General features: G+C 33.5%; 21 protein-coding genes and 1 pseudogene. 6 read left to right on the top strand and 16 right to left on the bottom strand.

All coding sequences use genetic code 11. From position 1 onward, the window contains the following. Positions 1–40: 40 nt before the first annotated feature. The 3 genes from BTOYO_RS23040 to BTOYO_RS23030 all read right to left on the bottom strand — a co-directional run bounded on the left by BTOYO_RS23040 (position 41) and on the right by BTOYO_RS23030 (position 2,254). A complete protein-coding gene (locus tag BTOYO_RS23040; RefSeq protein ID WP_000798330.1) occupies positions 41–985 on the bottom strand; it encodes an alpha/beta hydrolase in 945 nt (314 codons plus the stop codon). 264 nt (positions 986–1,249) lie between these two features. Beyond that, complete coding sequence (locus tag BTOYO_RS23035; RefSeq protein WP_000488204.1) at positions 1,250–1,705, bottom strand: DUF3939 domain-containing protein; 456 nt, start codon at positions 1,703–1,705, stop codon at positions 1,250–1,252. 105 nt (positions 1,706–1,810) lie between these two features. Beyond that, the gene (locus BTOYO_RS23030; RefSeq protein ID WP_000105199.1) at positions 1,811–2,254 is read right to left on the bottom strand and encodes a Dps family protein; all 444 of its coding nucleotides are present in this window, start codon (positions 2,252–2,254) and stop codon (positions 1,811–1,813) included. 241 nt (positions 2,255–2,495) lie between these two features. Here BTOYO_RS23030 and BTOYO_RS23025 point away from each other — a divergent pair, with 241 nt between their 5' ends. After that, positions 2,496–3,536, top strand: a complete 1,041-nt coding sequence (locus BTOYO_RS23025; protein ID WP_000370197.1) for a YkvI family membrane protein — start codon at positions 2,496–2,498, stop codon at positions 3,534–3,536. Between the two features lie 36 nt (positions 3,537–3,572). On the opposite strand, the gene BTOYO_RS23020 is transcribed toward BTOYO_RS23025, so the two are convergent. From BTOYO_RS23020 to BTOYO_RS23000, 5 genes are all read right to left on the bottom strand, one after another. Next, positions 3,573–3,938 (bottom strand): DUF3979 family protein, encoded by a 366-nt coding sequence (locus tag BTOYO_RS23020; protein WP_000965089.1) that lies wholly within the window; start codon positions 3,936–3,938, stop codon positions 3,573–3,575. Between the two features lie 255 nt (positions 3,939–4,193). Further along, on the bottom strand, positions 4,194–4,499 hold the full coding sequence (locus BTOYO_RS23015; protein ID WP_000539577.1) for a hypothetical protein: 306 nt from the start codon (positions 4,497–4,499) through the stop codon (positions 4,194–4,196). Positions 4,500–4,712: 213 nt separating this feature from the next. Continuing rightward, on the bottom strand, positions 4,713–6,695 hold the full coding sequence (locus BTOYO_RS23010; protein WP_000040625.1) for a methyl-accepting chemotaxis protein: 1,983 nt from the start codon (positions 6,693–6,695) through the stop codon (positions 4,713–4,715). 208 nt (positions 6,696–6,903) lie between these two features. After that, positions 6,904–7,956, bottom strand: a complete 1,053-nt coding sequence (rsgA, locus tag BTOYO_RS23005; protein WP_001073071.1) for a ribosome small subunit-dependent GTPase A — start codon at positions 7,954–7,956, stop codon at positions 6,904–6,906. Between the two features lie 182 nt (positions 7,957–8,138). Further along, complete coding sequence (locus tag BTOYO_RS23000) at positions 8,139–8,666, bottom strand: DinB family protein (protein WP_001019819.1); 528 nt, start codon at positions 8,664–8,666, stop codon at positions 8,139–8,141. A 194-nt stretch (positions 8,667–8,860) separates the two neighbouring features. Here BTOYO_RS23000 and BTOYO_RS22995 point away from each other — a divergent pair, with 194 nt between their 5' ends. Both BTOYO_RS22995 and BTOYO_RS22990 read left to right on the top strand, forming a co-directional pair. Then, positions 8,861–9,208, top strand: coding sequence for a DUF4257 domain-containing protein (locus BTOYO_RS22995; protein ID WP_000426317.1), 348 nt, complete (start codon positions 8,861–8,863; stop codon positions 9,206–9,208). A gap of 84 nt (positions 9,209–9,292) precedes the next feature. Continuing rightward, positions 9,293–9,517 (top strand): hypothetical protein, encoded by a 225-nt coding sequence (locus BTOYO_RS22990; RefSeq protein ID WP_000162608.1) that lies wholly within the window; start codon positions 9,293–9,295, stop codon positions 9,515–9,517. Positions 9,518–9,763: 246 nt separating this feature from the next. On the opposite strand, the pseudogene BTOYO_RS22985 reads toward BTOYO_RS22990, so the two are convergent. Further along, positions 9,764–10,698: pseudogene (locus BTOYO_RS22985) on the bottom strand (aldo/keto reductase). Positions 10,699–10,805: 107 nt separating this feature from the next. Here BTOYO_RS22985 and BTOYO_RS22980 point away from each other — a divergent pair. Beyond that, complete coding sequence (locus BTOYO_RS22980) at positions 10,806–11,114, top strand: ArsR/SmtB family transcription factor (RefSeq protein ID WP_001259900.1); 309 nt, start codon at positions 10,806–10,808, stop codon at positions 11,112–11,114. A gap of 40 nt (positions 11,115–11,154) precedes the next feature. Here the strand turns inward: BTOYO_RS22980 and BTOYO_RS22975 are convergent, their stop codons facing one another. The 3 genes from BTOYO_RS22975 to BTOYO_RS22965 form a co-directional block, all read right to left on the bottom strand. Further along, on the bottom strand, positions 11,155–12,105 hold the full coding sequence (locus BTOYO_RS22975; RefSeq protein WP_001089053.1) for a serine protease: 951 nt from the start codon (positions 12,103–12,105) through the stop codon (positions 11,155–11,157). A 260-nt stretch (positions 12,106–12,365) separates the two neighbouring features. Continuing rightward, positions 12,366–12,653: an AbrB/MazE/SpoVT family DNA-binding domain-containing protein gene (locus tag BTOYO_RS22970; RefSeq protein WP_000648323.1), complete on the bottom strand. Its 288-nt coding sequence runs from the start codon at positions 12,651–12,653 to the stop codon at positions 12,366–12,368. A gap of 114 nt (positions 12,654–12,767) precedes the next feature. Beyond that, entirely contained in the window at positions 12,768–14,648 is a 1,881-nt protein-coding gene (locus BTOYO_RS22965; protein ID WP_001026012.1) for an FtsX-like permease family protein, read from the bottom strand. Positions 14,649–14,921: 273 nt separating this feature from the next. On the opposite strand from BTOYO_RS22965, the gene nadE reads away from it, so the two are divergent. Then, positions 14,922–15,740 (top strand): ammonia-dependent NAD(+) synthetase, encoded by an 819-nt coding sequence (gene nadE / locus BTOYO_RS22960; protein ID WP_000174898.1) that lies wholly within the window; start codon positions 14,922–14,924, stop codon positions 15,738–15,740. A gap of 42 nt (positions 15,741–15,782) precedes the next feature. Here the strand turns inward: nadE and BTOYO_RS22955 are convergent, their stop codons facing one another. The 4 genes from BTOYO_RS22955 to BTOYO_RS22940 all read right to left on the bottom strand — a co-directional run bounded on the left by BTOYO_RS22955 (position 15,783) and on the right by BTOYO_RS22940 (position 18,736). Then, a complete protein-coding gene (locus tag BTOYO_RS22955; protein ID WP_000796419.1) occupies positions 15,783–16,244 on the bottom strand; it encodes an NUDIX hydrolase in 462 nt (153 codons plus the stop codon). A gap of 129 nt (positions 16,245–16,373) precedes the next feature. Continuing rightward, entirely contained in the window at positions 16,374–16,571 is a 198-nt protein-coding gene (locus BTOYO_RS22950; protein ID WP_000362892.1) for a DUF4083 domain-containing protein, read from the bottom strand. Between the two features lie 101 nt (positions 16,572–16,672). Next, the gene (locus tag BTOYO_RS22945; protein WP_000520819.1) at positions 16,673–17,833 is read right to left on the bottom strand and encodes a transglutaminase domain-containing protein; all 1,161 of its coding nucleotides are present in this window, start codon (positions 17,831–17,833) and stop codon (positions 16,673–16,675) included. Between the two features lie 150 nt (positions 17,834–17,983). After that, positions 17,984–18,736 carry a YwqG family protein gene (locus BTOYO_RS22940; protein WP_023441229.1) on the bottom strand — a complete coding sequence of 251 codons (753 nt, stop codon included), beginning with the start codon at positions 18,734–18,736 and terminating at the stop codon, positions 17,984–17,986. A 224-nt stretch (positions 18,737–18,960) separates the two neighbouring features. On the opposite strand from BTOYO_RS22940, the gene BTOYO_RS22935 reads away from it, so the two are divergent. Then, the gene (locus BTOYO_RS22935) at positions 18,961–19,107 is read left to right on the top strand and encodes a YjcZ family sporulation protein (RefSeq protein WP_000540425.1); all 147 of its coding nucleotides are present in this window, start codon (positions 18,961–18,963) and stop codon (positions 19,105–19,107) included. The last annotated feature ends 21 nt before the right edge of the window (positions 19,108–19,128 follow it).

Raw genomic sequence — 19,128 nt, 5'->3', positions numbered from 1 at the left:
AAAGGGAGATACATCAACGACGATGCATCTCCCTTTCTTACTACTTATTGTTTTTACTTCCTATATATTCAATAGCTTCTTTTAATAACTCATCAAAATGATTAGGATAATCATGATTTAAGTTAGGCACAATTTTATACTTATGTTCTATATTCTTATCTCTTAATAATCGTACAAATTGCTGCGTGCATTCGAAACAATCTTCATCTTGATCCCCGCATACTATATATCCCTTTATATGTTTATCCTGTAGTACTTCCAGCAACTCATTCCATTCTTCAATCTCTGGAAGCCACGGTGCCATAAAAATAAAACCATCTACATCTATATCTTTTTGTAAAATCGTAAGTAAAGCTACTCTTGCTCCAGCAGAAAAACCACCTATTATTACATTTTCTACTGTATGATTCTCTATAAATTTATCGTAATGCTCTTTTAATTCTTCTTTCCCTCTATGTATATCATCCCAAACAAACCCATCTGAAAATTGAATTTGCGAAGACTGTGGTAACGCTAACGTATAATCTTGTGTAATAACTGATTTCCAATATGGTTCTATTATTCCTATATTTTCTTGATCACCATGCATTGTAACTAGTAGATTTCCCTTTTCCTCGCTGTAAATATATTTCACATCTGCTCGTTCTGTTTTCTTTGCTACTTCTTCTCTTTCTTTACATAATTGAACCATTTTATGAAACTCTTCAAACTTATGTAGTGGTTTTAAATCGTCGTCGGAAATTAAATATTCATTTCCATACCAAAATCCATTCTCTATAATAGCTTCCTTCATTACATGCAAAGCTTCTTCTTCAAGTCCTGCTGCACTTGCTAGTGCATATTTAAAATTATATATTTGTGCCTCATTACCTATTACACCTTTAGCATGTTCCATTATATACGTATACGCTTCAAAACTTCCTTTATTTGCATAACAACGTAACGTTTCATTTAATAACTGGATGTAAGTCATACTATTTTTCATATACCAATCCCCCGAAACCGTTTATAATATTTATTTCTCGAACTTGTATATCATCCTTTGATCATGGTATGTACATTGTTATATTCAATAACTCAACCTAACCATACTTGATCCTCAGAATGATATTTAATAATTACCGTATGTATACGCATATTACATCACCTCTTCCTATCCAATACGTGTAGTATAAAACTAAATAGACAGAATAGTCAATATATTTTTAACCAAAAAAAGACAACAATATATTATTGTTGTTTTTTACATCTACCCGCTCTTTTGTTTTTTTCTATCCGGTTTACTTGAAACTAAATAATGTTTTTCTGAAATATATAAGTCTCTTTTTAATAGACGATTTAAGTACGGCCCTAGCTTCATTCCACATATAAGGCGATCTTCACTACCCTCAACAATTGGAAACATTTCTTTTTCTGTTACATATTGATCTACTGCCTTTTGTACGATATCAATTTCTTTAACTAGGTTTAAATTTTCTTCTGTATGTTCAAATACCTCAAGCGTTTCCTTCGTAATAAGAAAAACATTTGTCGGAAATACAGGCAAATACGGCTTTAACAAATCATAATTTACTGTATAATCATCATTTACTAATACTGTATATACGATATTAGCATTTGTCTCTAGAAACTTAGCCATCGCTTGTTCTAATTCATCTTTCGTAATTTCCCGTTCTTCTTTTCCAGTTCTGAAAAAGCGAAACATTGCATCGCCTCCCTTTTACTATATTATAGCATAAAAGAAAACTGAAAAATCACAAAAAATCCATTGAAAAAATTTTTCAATGGATTTTCCAAAATATATTTATTTTTATTTTAAGAATGCACTTAGCATCCATACATGCTGTTCTAATGTCGTGTGAATTGCTAGTAACATATCAGCTGATGTTTCATCGCCAGCTTCACCAGCAACTTCCATACCTTCTTTTAATTCTTGAATAAGTGCAGAGTAATCATTCACTAAAGTTTGCACCATTTCCTCAGCTGATTCCTTGCTTGTCCCCTCACTGACACTAGATGTTGCAAGATATTCTTTCATTGTCGCTAACGGTTTACCTTCTAACGCCAAAATACGTTCTGCTAACTCATCAATATACGTCCCTGCTTCATTATAAAACTCTTCAAATTTCTCATGTAATGTAAAGAAGTGTGGTCCTGTCACATACCAGTGATAATTATGTAGTTTCACATATAACACATTCCAGTTTGCTACCTGCTTGTTTAATACTTCAACAACATTTGTTTTCGTACTCATACAATCCACTCCTCTTATCGTTTTGTAATGCTTATCTTTTAATAACCTAATTACATTTTACCATACATTTCCTACCCTTTCGAATGATTGGCTCATATGTAACAAAGTTTTAACACCTTTAATATTTCCCTAATATCATACAATTCATGTATTTTTTCAACTACTTCATATGTCTAATCGTCCAAGCTGCTACATATGCATTATAGTAAGTCAAGCTCATCATAGAAGAAAGAGGGATAACATGGACAATCAACAATGGCAAGTAGCAAAGAAAGTTGCTGCTACTTATATCGGAACTGTCGTTGGAGCTGGATTTGCTACTGGACGAGAAATTGTTGAATTCTTTACAGTGAACGGATTATACGGAACAATTGGTATATGTGTAAGTGGATTTTTTTTTATTTGGCTCGGCACAAAGATGATGTTACTTTCATCACAAATCGGGGCATTTTCAGCGCAAGATTTTAACAAATATTTATTTGGAGATGTATTCGGAAATGTTGTAAATACATTATTACTACTCGTATTATTTGGTGTAACGAGCGTTATGCTATCAGGGGCTGGGGCGGTATTTGAAGAGCAACTTCGTTTACCAAGACAACTCGGTATTCTCATTACAGTTATCGCCTGTCTCATTATAGGTAGCCGCGGATTACAAGGTGTTTTTGAAGTAAATACACTTGTCGTACCTATTATGATGATATTTATTATAGGACTTGCTATTACAACCTTTTTCCACAGTACAACACCTATTAGTAATACTATTCCTGCAGAGAGCTGGAATATGAAGTGGATTACTAGCCCTATTACATATGTCGCTTTAAATCTTTCTCTCGCCCAAAGCGTTCTCGTCCCGTTAGCCGGTGAAGTAAAGGATCGAAAAGCCATTTTGTGGGGTGGAATTTTAGGTGGTGCAGGACTTTCTTTAATTTTATTATGCAGCCATTTAGCTATCTTATCAGTCGACCAATTTTATCAATACAATATCCCAATGGCTGAAGTCATAAGAAGATTTAATGCAACTTTTCACTTTTTCTTTGTTCTTATTATTTTCGGTGAAGTGTTTACAACTTTAGTTGGTAATGTGTTCGGGATGACAAAACAAATGCAATCTATCACTGGGTGGAAAAGTAACAATATTATTTTCTTCATTTTACTAATTAGTTATTGCTTTAGTTACATCGGTTACAGTGAACTACTCCACATTCTATATCCAATCATCGGATGGGTAAGTATCGTTCTCCTTCCAATCATTGCTTTTAAACAACTTCAAAAAACATAAAGAAAGCATCCATTTTATTGGATGCTTTCTTTATGTTCATTCACAATCATCACATATTTCCCAGTACGGTCCCATTTCCAATGCCAAATATGGCTTTAATTGCAATCGAATCATTCGACTAGGCATGCGCTCTAAAACGAATTGAATCCCTTCTTCATCCTCGTCTAATTCAATTTTTGAAATAGCAATTCTTTGCATAGTAGAAATAGGAATTCCATCTTTATATAAAGTGATTTTCACCTCATCATATTCATTAAAATACAATTCAATACTCATTTGATTTTTCAACATTTCATCAACAATTTCATATTTATCATTTTGTTCTTGGATTATATATTTCCAGCCACCTCTATCTTTTTTTGGAGCTGCTTGAAATAATGTCATCAAATCCTCGTATAGCATAAGATAACCCCTCTCTTACTAAAAAACGATGAGTATTTTATATACCCTTTATCTCTATCACTATCCATAGTCATTGTACCATATATCACCGTTCTTACCGTATTCATTTGCTTCATTAATACTTACAAAACACTTTATTCTATCTTCATTATTATGTATCTTAGTCCGTTACTTACTATTCTACTGTAAGTTTTATTCAACACCTATTTTTTATTTGCTCATAACAAAAAAGAAGAGTGATATATATCACTCTCCCTAAATAAATTTCCCTGTAGCTGCTATTGCTAATACTATAATTAAAATTGTAAATAATAATGAGACAATTAAACTAAAAATGGGTAATGCTTTCTTTTCATTCTTCTTAAAAAGTAACTTTAAACTAAGAAGGATGTTTACTGGTACGAGTATGAAATAGAAATATTTAACAATTTGCACCGAGCTATCCGAAAGTGTTTTTAAAATAAACACTTCAATTAGAAACACCAAAAAAAATGAAATACTTAGCCAAAATGAGACATAACTAAGCCAAGAATGTCTTTTTGTACCCCAATACACTCCCATAATAATCTCCTTTATTTGTATTCTATATGATTGTAATTATACACAAAGTTAACAAATACCTCTATTTTTCGACAAATAATATGAGAAATTCAGTTTTAAACATCATTAAGCTATTCTCCATCCTCATTCATTATAAGCATAAATTCATCGCAGTTATTGCGTAAAAAAAAGACTGCCCCAATAGCATTCTGCTATTGGGGCAGTCTTTCTCTTTTAAACTTTAAATCTTTCAATTAATCCTTGCAACTCTTCAGCCATTTGAGATAATGTACCAGCTGCGGAACCAATTTCCTCCATCGAAGCTAATTGTTCTTCAGCAGACGCTGCGACACTTTGTGTACTCGTCGCATTATTCTGTGCTGTCATTGCAATTTGCCCGACTGAAATAGATACTTCATTGGCACCTTTTGACATCCCATTAGCCGTTTCAACCATCGTTTTAATTTGATTAGCAATTTCATTTGTAGATTGTAAAATCTCAGCAAAATTTTGCTTCGTTTCATTTGCAATAACTAGTCCAGATTGAACTTCTTTATTTACATGACCCATAGATTTTACTGTCTTACTCATATCATCTTGTATTTCACATATTAATTTACTAATTTCACTGGAAGATACGCTAGATTGCTCTGCCAATTTACGTACTTCATCTGCAACGATCGCAAATCCTCTTCCGTGCTCACCAGCTCTTGCAGCTTCAATTGCAGCATTTAAAGCAAGAAGATTTGTTTGATCTGCAATATTTTGGATTACTTCTAATATTTCACCAATTTGCTTTGATTTATTATTTAATAACTGTATAACTGCATCGGATTGTGAAACAGATTCTGCAATAGACTGCATTTGATTAACTGTTTTCCCTACTAACTTTCCACCATCTTCTGCTTTTTCACGAGTATGAGTAGAAGCCGTATTAATAGATGATGAACTATTTGCTACATGCTGAATTCCTTCTGTTACATCAAACAGTAACATTGCACCATTTTCTACACTTGTTGTTTGCGTCGTTGCCCCACTTGATATTTCATCCATTGCCATTGTAATTTGTTCCGTTGCTTCACTCGCTTGTCTTACACTAGCAGTTAGCTCTTCTGATGCCGCTGCAACATGCCCGGCCGAATCATTAATTCTTCCAATTAACGTTCGTAGTGAATCTGTCATCTCATTAAATCCTTTTGCAAGTTGACCAATTTCATCGTTTGAATGAATTTCAATTGTTTGCGTTAAATCTCCTTCACTTATTTCTTTAGAAGTGGCAACTAATCTCTTTAAAGGTTTTGTAATAGAAAGCGTTACGAAATAAATAAGTGCCCCTCCTACAACTAGTGAAATAATCATAACAATTAACATATTATAAAATACAGGCTGAGCAGCTTCGATTATTTCATTTGAGTACATCGTTCCACCGATTTTCCAACCTGTTTTTAAATTTGTAGCAAATACCATTTTCTTTTCACTACCGTCATACGTGTATGAAAAAGCGCCCTGATTATCTTCGTAAATTCTCTTTGCCCAAGAATCAGCTGCTTTATCACCTGATTTTTCTTGCGGGTGAGCAATTATTTTTTGTTTTCCATCTAAAATGAAAGTATATCCTTTTTTACCAATATTGATTAACTTTGTTGTTTTCAATAAACTCTCTAAACTTAAATCTACCGCAACAACACCATTTTTATCTTCTGTTTGTTTCGCAATCGTTACGACAATATGTCCATTTCCTTTTGCCTTATACGGTTCAGTGACCACGATTCCACCTTGTTTACTCACTGCATCTTTATACCAAGAACGAGTTGTTGGATCATAATCTGCTGCCATTTGTATATTGGGTTCTTGCACAAATTTCTTATCATTGCCGGCAACATATACTTGTTCAATATCTTTATTTAAATTAATATACTGAGATAACACCTTTCTTAATTCATCTTGATTATCTCCTTGATACATATCACTATGAACCACTCGTGCAAAGTTATTTATTTCGTTAAATTTCGCCTCAATCATTTGATTGATTAAATTATCTAATATTTTTATATTATCGTGAGCACTACTCGTAATTTGTGATTCAAAATTCTTTTTAGCCGTTTGATAAGACATTCCTCCAATAATAGAGACAGCTGCAATTAAAATTACCAAAAATGAAATTAATAGCTTTTTTGCTACTTTTATATCTCGAAACCACCTTAACAGTTTACTCATTATAAACCTCCTACATTTAAATATTAAGTTTTAAGGATGAATAACTAATTATGAATATATCCCATTCCCTATCCTCTATTTTTACAATTCGTTTTTCATAAACACCTTGTAAAGTTTAAACAAATATTCCCCCTTTGTCTATATATATGAATAATATTATTATAAAATTTGCAAATACAAAAAACCAAAGGAATAGTCCTTTGGTTTTTTACATTTTTTTATGTTGTTTAGAAATCTTCTTCCACTTATCACGCTCAGCTCTTGCGAGAATAGCATCTTGTTTTCTCATAAAATACGCCAATTCTCTTTGCAACTTTTTATAGCTTTGCAAACGATTTATCTTCATTAGCCCGTTATCAATTGCTTTATGCACTGCGCATCCTGGTTCATTTTCATGTTTACAATCTCGGAAGCGGCATGTTTTTGCAAATTCTTCAATATCAGAAAATGTTGTCTGGATTGCATCGCTTCCTTCCCAAAGCTGTAACTCTCTCATGCCAGGAGTATCAATGACTAAGCCCCCACTCGGTAGTTGGAACAGTTCACGATGAGTTGTCGTATGTCGCCCTTTACTATCTTCCTCACGTATATCTCCCGTTTTCGCTATCTCAATTCCTACGAGTGCATTTAACAAAGTAGATTTTCCAACCCCTGATGAGCCGACTAAAGCAATTGTTTTTCCTGAAGCAACAAATTGTTGTAACGAGTCAATACCTCTATGCTCTAAACTATCGACGACGAAGATCGGAACACCAATTGCAACAGCTTCCGTTTCTACAATTTTTTGTTCCACATCTTCACATAAACTACTTTTTGTTAAAACAATAACAGGCATTGCACCACTTTCATACGCTAATAGTAAATAACGCTCCAACCTTCTTACGTTAAAATCATGGTTAAGTGCATTCACTAAAAATAAATAATCAACATTTGCTGCAATAATTTGTTCTTCAGTTCTATTACCAGCTTCTTGTCTTGAAAAAGAACTTCTTCTCGAAAAAATACGATGAATGATTGCCTTTTTCTCATTTTCTATTTTCTTTATATACACCCAATCACCAACTGCTGGGTAATCTCCTTTCGTTACCGCTTCATGTCGAAACTTCCCAGACAGTTCTGCCATATATTCACCGTCATTACAAATAATGCGATATATATGCTTATGCTCAAGTAAAATACGCCCTACTTCATAATTCTGCTCTACAGCTTGCTCTTCAAAAAATGAATCCCAGCCGAACGACTCTAAAATATTTTGATTCAAATCAATATCCTCCCTAGTTTGTACTAAGTGGAAGGATTGCGAACTATCTTATATAATATCGCCCTTTCCATCCACGTTTGTATTTAATTTATTATTCATTACAGTCATATTCGCCATAATACATCACTCCGATCTTATTTTAATTACTCTCATTATATGGAATATTAATTTAAAAAGCTACTTTATTTGACGTAATTTTCAAATAAATCTCTCTTTAACATTCTAATTTGTCCACGGTGATTAATTTCATCTTCTATCACATGAAACCAAAGATAGTGCTGGTTATACGCTACATCGTTAGGCCACTTTCTTTCTGACATTAGCCATGTATCATCTACTTTACTCAAATACTTTAGCGACTCTTCTCGAACACTTTGCAAAAGTTGTACATAATACTGTATTTCATGACCATGAATCGTTCTCCCAACTTCCCCTAAATACAGTGCATCTTCCCATATTTCTAATTCTTCTTTTGTAAAGTCACGATTTTGAAATGAAATAAGCTGATGGGCTTTTTCTATAGATGCCATATGTTTTAATAAGGCGCCAATTGAATTCCCACCACTCGGCATAATTAAATCTAATTGCTCAACTGATAGATTTTCTATTTCCTGTAATGTTACCGCCCTCGTATGCTCCAGCATACTCACTAATTCCCCTATATTTTTCGTATAACCATCTACACTTCTTATTCGATACTCTATATTCATATCACACACCTCTTTCTGTATTCATATTATTGTAAATATGATTCATATAATAGACTGAAATATATCAGAATTTTCTGTTATAATTAAATTGAATAAGATTTACCCAAACAAACTTTCTCAATATGCTTATATGAAATATGAAAAGGAATCAATATGAAAAAATCGAATCTTATTCACTAAAAGGAGTGGATTCGATGGAAATGTATCAATGGCTAACCGCAGTTCTCGTTGGTGGCATTACTGGCTTCGTTTCCCATCTAATCAATAACCAAGGTAAGTTATTGCTTCCACGCCGTTTGAAAACTTTTTTTCATTTTGGATTTTTAACTGATATTTTCACTGGTAGCCTAGCCGCACTTCTTGGACTCGTTTTATTCGATGTCACCGCAATAAAGGAAATTATAAAAGTCTCCATTGTGACTGCTATTTCCGGTCAAACTTTTTTACTTCACCAAGCTCTAGGTGGTGAGCAGGCTAAAAATACGCAAATTGGAAAAGCTGATGAGAAGATTCAAGAAATTGACAAATTATTACGACGTTAGTCTATACTTTCTTTAAAAATTATTGTTATAATGAAAAATATATATTTTCTATTGCGTCGTTTGTCAGAAGAAAGGGTGTTTCGTATGACAAAAAAGAAAATAGAAGATTTCTTAACAAACACCGAAAAAGAGGAACTGCTAGAAAACTATAAATGTTTACGAGAAGCCCGCACAAAAAGCGAAGCTAACTATTTTGGTGAAGAAGTAAACCATCTACTAAATAAAGCAAAACAACGAATTATTAAAGATGCAGGCATACATGATGAAAATGCAGCAACTGTTCAATCAAAGAGAAAAGCACTGTTTTAGTTATATTAGCTAAAACAGTGCTTTTTATTTACAAAGATTTTCACCATAAGCATTTTTCACATTACTTTCACATCTATTTCACAAATATAAGTAATCCTATATGTTAAACTAAGTATATCCTTTTCCGAGGAACTATATGCCGATATATAAATCCCTATCTTTATAGGGATTTTTTATTTTTATACTATATGCTGTTTATATAGTATAAAAGAAAAGGAGCTTAGCATGCGATCTTCCTCTTCCTCACTACTCTTCTAATATTAAATCGATTTCTTTCCTTGCACCTTCATTCAATGATACATCCACCGCTCTTACACTTTCCCTTAGTTGCTCTGCCCGCTTCCCGCCAGGAATAACAGTATCAATTCCTTTGTTGTTTAATAACCATGCTAACGCTAAATGAGGCAATTCAATATTATTTTCTTTAGCTACATCTTTTAACTTTTCAACTTTTTTAAAGTTACTCTTATATGTATTTTCTTCGAATAGATTTACACTTTGACGCCAATCCCCTTTATCCAACTCAAAATCTTCTGTATATTTACCACCTAATATCCCAAAGGCAAGAGGCCCATACGGTATAAATGAAATACCTTCTTCTATACAATACGGCAATAGTTCTTCCTCGGCAGTACGATTTAACATATTGTAAGGCGATTGTACAACATCAATATGACCATGTTGATTCGCTTCTTTTAATTGTTCTATGTTTACGTTAGATATCCCAATTGAACGGATTTTCCCTTCTTCTTTTAGACGAATAAGCTCTCCGATTGAATCTATGTAACTTGTTTCAGGATTTATAAAGTGTAAATAATATAAATCAATATAATCTGTCTGTAACCTTCTTAAACTATTTTCCACAGCATTTCTTAAATAGCTTGGTTCATTGTTAATATACGTTTCTCCATTTAATAACGGCTGAATTCCACCTTTTGTAGCAAGTACAAACTCGTGGCGTTTCTCTTTTAATACCTCTCCTATCAATTCCTCCGATCTACCAAAACCGTATGAATCCGCTGTATCAAAAAATGTAATTCCTTGCAGGATTGCTTCTTCTATTAATCGTTTTCCTTCTCCCTCATTCACATCAACATATAAATTATGCCCCCTACTGCATTTGTACCTAAACCCAACTTTGAAATATTTAGTCCAGCCTTTTGCAATTTTATATACTTCATTTTTTCTCCCCTTATATTTCTATTGTTCGAATATAATTGAACAATAGAAATATATCACTTTATATGCTATAGTGCAAATATATTAACTTATACAAGTAGGTGAAAAAATGCGTACACTCTATCATCCAAATCGAGAAGAAATTCAATTTTCTTCTGTCCTATATGCACTTAGCGACCAAATTCGTTTACAAATTGTAAATATGTTACTAGAGAAAAATGAGCAATCTTGTGGTGCGTTAAACATTCCAATCGCAAAATCAACTTTATCTCACCATTTCAAAGTTTTACGTGAATCAGGTGTCATGTATACACGTCTTGAAGGAACACAACGTTTCATTTCAATTCGTGAAGATGACTTAAATGCTAGATTCCCGGGTTTATTAAACGTTGTATTACATGCGACAGAACCATACTAAAAAACATCTCACTTACAAATGAGATGTTTTTTAGTATTTGTTATTCTTTTAATAGATCTATTAATCCATTCCCTTCAGATGTACGCTCATATCCTAAAGGTACAGTTCTTTTAATAAGTTGCGCGTAAATTTCTGGCTCTGATAACTTTCTGCCATATTCTCTTTCGCACTGCTTAATGAGAAGTGCTAATGCACCAGCGACATGCGGCGTCGCCATTGAAGTTCCACTTAATACAGCATATTTCCCCTCTGGATACGTAGATAATATTTCATCACCTGGCGCTACTAAATCAATTTCTTGATTTGAATTACTAAAACATGCGATTTTCCGCTCTAAATTGACAGCACCAACTTCAATTACTTCAGCATAAGCACCTGGGAAATCTAGTTCCTCCGTATTATCATCACAATCTCCATCATTTCCTGCAGCACATACAACGAGAACATCTTGATTTACTGCATTTTGAATAGCTTCATGTAATTCCGGAACGTCTTGCGGACCACCAAGTGACATTGAAATAACTCTGACTTCTTCTTTATTAGGTCCTCTCCAATTTACAGCGTAATGAATCGCCTCAATAATTTGCTCATAGCTACCAGAACCATCTCCCGCTAAAACCTTTAACACTAGCATTTTAGCAAGAGGTGCGACTCCTAAAACACCGACATCATTTTCAGTCGCTGCAATCGTCCCCGCTACATGAGTCCCATGGCCGTTATTATCAAGGTAAATGTTCGGATCTCCTTCATAATCTTTCGTGAAATTTCTCCCACCAATAATACGATCTTTTAAATCTATATGATTAATATCACAACCTGTATCTAATACGGCAACGACAACATCTTTTCCTTTCGCACTCTTCTCCCATACTTGTGGAGCGTTAATCAGTTGTACACCTGGTGGAATTTCATTTACTTGTTCAACCACCTTATTTACGGTAAACGGAATCAATTGTATACCTTTTTGTTTATTCGCTGTACTACTGTTCATCGTAATCCCTCCTGAAAATATATTATTTTCATTTCAGACCACTATTGAATAGGTTTACATTTAACATTCGTTTTAACTGTTCTATTTTCCTTCATTTTAAATGTTTCTCAATATAACTTACTAACATTTATCCCGTGCTTTGCAGGCAATAACAGTTCAAATCATTCAACGAATGTATAAAAATAAAAGGACCATTAAATGGCCCTTTTATAGTTTTTTTAAAGAATGATATATAATCTTTAAAATATTATAAATGAAAACTAAATCTCACTTTTTTTTAAAAATTTCTCTATTTCTTTTATTAAATGTTTCGCTCCATCTATACTAACAGTAATGTTTCCATTTGCTAATGATATGTTCTGGTCTGAAACATCACCTGTTATTTGACAAGCATTGTAAGGTTCATATTTTTGTAAAATGACTTTATCTTCATCTACGAAAATTTCAAGTGGTGATTTAATTTGTATCCCTAATACATCTCTTAATTCTTTAGGAATAACAATTCGTCCTAATTCGTCTACTTTTCGAATAACTCCTGTTGCTTTCATATTACTCCCCCCTTACTCTCTATTAATTTTCCACCTCGCTTTTTCCATTTTATCACTTTTTGGCAATACTTGTATCTTTTTAGAAAATTTTGTACTCAAGTTAAAAAAACACAGTTAACGAATACGTAATCTCTCTTTCAATTGTTTTAAATAACGAGATCGTATTATTAAGAAGTATACAACTTGAATTCCTACGAAAATACTTAATACAATTGTATTTTCTTTAAACAGTGAGTACTCAAACATCTGTCCTAACGCAGTTAACGCTACTGCCCCATGTAATGTTGCAACACCTATCGGAACGAAGAATAAAAGTGCCAATCGAATTGTAACTACTTTCGATAATTCCCCACTCGTTAAGCCAACTTTTCGAATCATTTCAAATAACCGAGTATCATCCTCCAAATCAGAAAATAAACGGAAGTAAAGGAAGCTTCCTGCACATACGAAAAATACAATACCAATAAAGAAACCTACAAATAAAATTGGTCCTGCGATTTGTAAACTTTGGTTTTGTTCGTACTCTTCTGCACTAAACGTTGCATGTTCTTCATAAGGCTTCATCTGACTCGTAAGTTCTTTACCAACCTCAATTTCATCTTTCATTCCTTCAGTTTTATACATATAATCTTTTGTTTCTATAAATCCACCTTGTAATGAATCATATTGATTATTAGGGATTACATAAACATTTCCTCTTAATATTTTCCCCAATGAAGACGAAGTAACTTTTTTCACTTTTAAATGTTCATTCATATTAGGTAAAGTAATTTCTTTTCTTTCTTTCATCGGTGGTCCTGGTATTTCGGCCGACAAAAATAAAACCTCTTTATTTGCTACAGTATTAAATGGTTCTCCTGTTAACTTTGCATATTCCTTATACTCTGATTCTTTTATAAAAATGGCGCTTCTTAATGACTGCTCCTCCGTTTTCTTCGATGAGATATTAGTTTTTGAAGCTGCTATATTATGTTTTTTTAGTCCCTCATCGATGATCTTTAGATGCTGTGATTCATTACTATTCCCTTGCTTAGAGTGGTAATGAAACGCAATTGGCCTCTCCATAATCCCTTTCGTCATTGATGCAAAGCCAACTAATGTACCTATTGCCGAAAATGCTACAGTTGAAATTATCGTTACAATAAAGAACATTCTTGCGTTATCTCTCATACGGTACGCTAAATCTGACAACGTAATAATATTTGTCTGTGTCCAATAGAAACGTTTACTTTTTTTACATAGCCGAATAATAAAGACACTCAACTGCTTGTACAGCAAATACGTACCAATAATGACTACCGTTGTAACCGGAATCATCATCACAAATACCATAGCACCATGTGACATAAGAGCGCCTGTATAACCAGTACTAAGCAATACTACTGCTAATATAGAAGAAATACTCGATGCTTTCGGTTCTGGCTTCGCCTCTGCTGATCCTCTAAACAATTTCATAATATTATTTTTACGAACCATTCCGGCACTAAATAATGAAATAATCATAAATAATATGAAAAACATAATACTCGTTACAACAACTGCTTTCATTGGAATGTAATAGGATAAGGAAATATCTAGTTTTAATATCATTGGGGCTACAAAAATTAATACTCCTGAAAACAACATACCTGAAAGAATCCCGAAAATAATTGCCCCTATTCCAATCATAATATTTTCAAAGAAGATAAGACGCTTTAATTGATATTTCGTCATACCAAGCATCATTAAAATTCCTAGTTCACGCTTTCTCGTTTTTAAAAACATTCCCATTGAATATAAAATAAAGAAGAATGTAAATACGTAAATAATAGACTGTGCAAACGACATACTTACAAATACATACTGTCCTAATTCTCCTGCACTTAATGCCGGATGAAACGCAAAAAACGAATATACAAAAAAGGCCATAATTGCAAATGCACTACTCAAAAAATATGCTGAATATGTCCGTCTATTTCGCGTTACATTCCGATATGCGAGTTCTCTAATGTTCATATTACTTCTCCGCCCTTCTACTAACTATGCTTTTATAGTAGTAAAGTAGGGAAATACCTTCCATCGATTCAAATGACAAAAACCTTACATTTTTGAAAGGTAAAAAAATTGCTTAAACGAAACAGTTTCATTATAATGACTACATTCATATTCATACACACACCCTATTGTATATTCGTTAGTTTTGCGAAATAATAAAGGATAGAAGTATGTACCAATATATACATAAAAATTTTTTATTTACCGCTTTAATATGAATAGGAGGAAAACATAATGACATTACAAGAACAGATTATGAAAGCATTACATGTTCAGCCTGTAATTGATCCGAAAGTAGAAATTCGTAAACGAGTTGATTTCTTAAAAGATTATGTAAAAAAAACAGGTGCGAAAGGATTTGTACTTGGAATTAGCGGCGGCCAAGACTCTACATTAGCAGGACGTTTAGCACAGCTTGCAGTTGAAGAAATTCGTAACGAAGGTGGTAACGCAACGTTTATCGCTGTACGTCTTCCTTACAAAGTGCAAAAGGATGAAGATGACGCACAATTAGCATTACAATTTATTCAAGCTGATCAATCAACTGCATTTGATATCGCTTCAACCGTTGATGCTTTTTCAAATCAATACGAGAACTTATTAGGTGAATCATTAACTGATTTCAATAAAGGTAACGTGAAAGCTCGTATCCGTATGGTTACACAATATGCAATTGGTGGACAAAAAGGTCTACTTGTTATCGGAACAGATCATGCTGCAGAAGCTGTAACAGGATTCTTTACAAAATTCGGAGATGGTGGTGCAGATTTATTACCATTAACGGGGTTAACTAAGCGCCAAGGACGTGCTTTATTACAAGAGTTAGGTGCAGATGAGCGTCTTTACTTAAAAATGCCCACAGCTGATTTATTAGATGAAAAGCCAGGTCAAGCTGATGAAACAGAATTAGGCATTACTTACGATCAATTAGATGATTATTTAGAAGGTAAATCAGTTCCAGCTGACGTTGCAGAAAAAATCGAAAAGCGTTACACAGTGAGTGAACATAAAAGACAAGTACCAGCGTCAATGTTTGATGATTGGTGGAAATAAAACATAAAAAAGAAGCTAATCTTTTAGCTTCTTTTTTATATGTTAGCGATATACCCCTACTCTTTTCTCCAATAAATCTTGCAAGCAATCTTCATGTTGTTTACAAAATAACGGAGGCATTTTGTCTAATGGGAAAAATTTTAAATCTAACGTCTCATCACCGTCTATTTTTTTATTCCCTCCAACTATTGAGCATGAAAAGCACATCACAATTGTCTGTGCTTTATCTCCATTTGGATATGTTTGAAAATATTTTGTATACACTCCAATAAGCTCATGTATTTTTACATCATACCCAGTTTCTTCTTTTATTTCTCGAATCGCAGTTTCCGCAGCCGACTCTCCTATCTCCATTGCGCCACCTGGAAAGCCCCAAGCATTAAAGTCTCCTCTTTTTTGCAGTAATACTTCTCCCTCTTTATTAAATACAAAACCACCCGCAAAGTTTAAGAAAACATAATCATGTCCTACTTTTTCACGTAATTCTTTTATATAATCGGCCATTCCCTTTCCCCTTTTCATACGTCTTCCATCGTTATCTCACTATTTGCCAGGCAGTAAGATCCCCACCTCAAAATGTAGCGGAAGCAAAGAAATTAGGTGGGATATCAACTGCTCGTAAAAGCCTTCGCTTTATTTCTTATTTATTTCTAGCAATTCAATAATTCGATCTAGCTTCTGATTCATATTGATAACATGTTGTTTTTTTGCAGCGCTACTTTGCAATAATCTTCTAATAAACAAAGTAAATGATAGGAAAAACAAAACGATAAGTCCGATTACTAAACAAGTATATATCAATATAAAAATATTACTTCCGAACAAATCCATTTAAATTCCACATCCTTCCTTTTTATTTTATCACACAATTCTGTTTTTAAAAACGATACATAATAAAAAGAGCACCTTTTACAGATGCTCTTCTTCATTACTTAATACGTAAATGTAATTGTCGCTAATGAATAACCTGCCATTGCACTATATGGTGCTACTTGATAAGATACACGCTTTGCACCTTTTGGCCAATTTATTTCATTTAATACTTTCTTTATATCTTGCATTGTTCCATCCATGGACTGCTTATATCGTACTTCTACCTTCTCTGGTTTACTAGCAAATTGTTGCTGCAACTTTTGCTTAAATTCATTATAATTTTCCGCTCCATATTGTGCAGATAAGTATTGTAAATTTGTTTCTTTTAACATTTGCTCATATACGACGGTTTTTGAACTACCAGCTTTTATTTTGTTTGTTAACTCACCAAAGTAACTTGTAGTTGCCGCTGGATATTTACTACGATCCCAGTCGTGGTCTTTACTTAATTGTTCGTCAGACATATTAAAATATGAATATGTTACACGTCCAGCTTTATCTGGTACTGGATCATCGAATGTAGTATCAAGGTGGTACCATTTGTTTTCAATGTTCACTAAATTCCAAGCATGAGCTTGTCCATTTCCTGTACCAGTTACAATATGATTTTGAATACCTGCTTCTTTTAGTAATTCATATGTTAATAATGTATACCCTTGGCAAACAGCAGAACGGTTCGCTAACGCTTCATATGCTGTATACGCTTGATAAGAAGTGTCGTATGATACATGTTTCACAACATAATCATGAATAGCTTTTACTTTTTCATGCGCATCCATTCCTGGCTTTACAATTGAACTTATAATTGCTTTCGCCTGAGATTTTACATATTGTGTTTGCTCTTTTGATTCACGGTATTTCACTTGTAGTGTAAACGAATAGTTCCCTGGCATCCCTTTAATAGAATATCTAGTAGAGGCTACATTATATTTTACATACTCATCAGCATCTACGATTTTATTAAACTCGCCGTACAATTGGTCCATAATCTTTCTAGCATCTCTATCTTTTGTTTTATATGTGATTGTAATATTTTCTTCACGATTATCAATCTGTTTTTTTAGTTCTTTTCTGAAATCATCTAATAACTTTGCATCTGATTGTGTCGTCACTACAGTTGGATTCGTAGCTGCATAAGATACAGTTGACGATTGTAAGCCTCCCATTACAATCGTTGAACAAAGTGCGGCAGCTGTCATATACTTACTTGTCTTTCCCATCTTGTCACTCCTTATATTCTATAACTATACGAAAAAGTATCGTATAGTTTCAGAGTATACAATACTTTTCAAAATAGGTCATATGAGATTATGCATATTAATTAATTCACATAAAAAAGGTTACTCTTTTAAAAAGAGCAACCTTTTTTATTAACAAGTTTGTAACACACAGCATGTATTTTCAAAACGTCGATTTTTCAAATTTTCATTACCAATACAGAAATATAGCATTCCTAACTCTCCCCAAACCATATTACAATTTTTATGATCTGAATCGATTTGGAATAAAAGCGTCATTTGCTGTGGATCTATCCCCATATATTCTCCTGTCTCATGTAGTACTTCCTCTTGTACAGAGAATGGCTCACCAAACATTTGATGGTTATCGTAGTTATCTGGGATTAGTTCTTCAAGTAATTGCAAGAAACGATCTGAATCGGCCTCATCTTCAATGAAAAGTTCTGGTAATTTATACGTCAGTTCAAAAGTAATTGCGCATTGATTATATTTCGCTTGCGTTTCATCCGCTCTTCGTAATTGCTCTACTGGAACATCATAATAAAGTACGCGCCCAGCTTCCATTGGATTCACATCTTCTTCAAAGTAATTTTCAATGCTAAAGAAATATAACATTCCTGCCTTAGGTAGATTGTGATTCATACGAACGTTTTGTAAATCATTTAGATTAAATTGCGCGATAAAATGTAACGGATTTCCTTTATACATTGGATATTCAAATGTATCCGGTAAATCAGGAGCTCCCCCCATTTTTGAACTACCAATCGCAACCGTTTCTTGCTGCTCAGGCACAACTTTTACACAAGGAAATACAGTATTAATAAGTTCCTCTTTTAAATGTGTCAGTCCATATTTATCAATTAACACTTCAATTTTGTTATCCATATATTCTCCTTACATCTCTATACTTATTTGTATCATAGCACAAAGATTATACTCCATATATCACAAAATCAACAAGCCTTCCAAAAAACGGGCTTATCCCTCATACGCGAACAAGTTTAAAAAAGCATAGTATACATTGTTCCTACAAACACGATAGTTCTTTATTCCTTCCAGTACATTTTCCCTTCGTTCATTTTCATTTTTAATTTAAGGAGGAATTCCACATGGGTTACGGATATAGTTGCGGCGGTTACGGTTACGGCGGTAGTTGTGGTGGATGTGGTTATGGAGGTTTCGCTTTATTAATCGTTTTATTTATCCTTCTAATCATCATCGGAGCTAGCTGTTGGGGCGGCTTTGTAGGCTGCTAGTAAACTTAAAAACTATTGTAA

Origin of the sequence: Bacillus toyonensis BCT-7112 (assembly GCF_000496285.1) — a bacterium.
Lineage (GTDB): Bacteria > Bacillota > Bacilli > Bacillales > Bacillaceae_G > Bacillus_A > Bacillus_A toyonensis.
Note: the sequence above shows the minus strand (reverse complement) of the source record. Positions and strands in the feature narration are given on the sequence as shown.

Coding starts and splice junctions, on each gene's coding strand:
- BTOYO_RS23040 (WP_000798330.1), bottom strand. CDS start 985: ATGAAAAATAGTATGACTTACATCCAGTTATTAAATGAAACGTTACGT.
- BTOYO_RS23035 (WP_000488204.1), bottom strand. CDS start 1,705: ATGTTTCGCTTTTTCAGAACTGGAAAAGAAGAACGGGAAATTACGAAA.
- BTOYO_RS23030 (WP_000105199.1), bottom strand. CDS start 2,254: ATGAGTACGAAAACAAATGTTGTTGAAGTATTAAACAAGCAGGTAGCA.
- BTOYO_RS23025 (WP_000370197.1), top strand. CDS start 2,496: ATGGACAATCAACAATGGCAAGTAGCAAAGAAAGTTGCTGCTACTTAT.
- BTOYO_RS23020 (WP_000965089.1), bottom strand. CDS start 3,938: ATGCTATACGAGGATTTGATGACATTATTTCAAGCAGCTCCAAAAAAA.
- BTOYO_RS23015 (WP_000539577.1), bottom strand. CDS start 4,499: ATGGGAGTGTATTGGGGTACAAAAAGACATTCTTGGCTTAGTTATGTC.
- BTOYO_RS23010 (WP_000040625.1), bottom strand. CDS start 6,695: ATGAGTAAACTGTTAAGGTGGTTTCGAGATATAAAAGTAGCAAAAAAG.
- BTOYO_RS23000 (WP_001019819.1), bottom strand. CDS start 8,666: ATGAATATAGAGTATCGAATAAGAAGTGTAGATGGTTATACGAAAAAT.
- BTOYO_RS22995 (WP_000426317.1), top strand. CDS start 8,861: ATGGAAATGTATCAATGGCTAACCGCAGTTCTCGTTGGTGGCATTACT.
- BTOYO_RS22990 (WP_000162608.1), top strand. CDS start 9,293: ATGACAAAAAAGAAAATAGAAGATTTCTTAACAAACACCGAAAAAGAG.
- BTOYO_RS22980 (WP_001259900.1), top strand. CDS start 10,806: ATGCGTACACTCTATCATCCAAATCGAGAAGAAATTCAATTTTCTTCT.
- BTOYO_RS22975 (WP_001089053.1), bottom strand. CDS start 12,105: ATGAACAGTAGTACAGCGAATAAACAAAAAGGTATACAATTGATTCCG.
- BTOYO_RS22970 (WP_000648323.1), bottom strand. CDS start 12,653: ATGAAAGCAACAGGAGTTATTCGAAAAGTAGACGAATTAGGACGAATT.
- BTOYO_RS22965 (WP_001026012.1), bottom strand. CDS start 14,648: ATGAACATTAGAGAACTCGCATATCGGAATGTAACGCGAAATAGACGG.
- nadE (WP_000174898.1), top strand. CDS start 14,922: ATGACATTACAAGAACAGATTATGAAAGCATTACATGTTCAGCCTGTA.
- BTOYO_RS22955 (WP_000796419.1), bottom strand. CDS start 16,244: ATGGCCGATTATATAAAAGAATTACGTGAAAAAGTAGGACATGATTAT.
- BTOYO_RS22950 (WP_000362892.1), bottom strand. CDS start 16,571: ATGGATTTGTTCGGAAGTAATATTTTTATATTGATATATACTTGTTTA.
- BTOYO_RS22945 (WP_000520819.1), bottom strand. CDS start 17,833: ATGGGAAAGACAAGTAAGTATATGACAGCTGCCGCACTTTGTTCAACG.
- BTOYO_RS22940 (WP_023441229.1), bottom strand. CDS start 18,736: ATGGATAACAAAATTGAAGTGTTAATTGATAAATATGGACTGACACAT.
- BTOYO_RS22935 (WP_000540425.1), top strand. CDS start 18,961: ATGGGTTACGGATATAGTTGCGGCGGTTACGGTTACGGCGGTAGTTGT.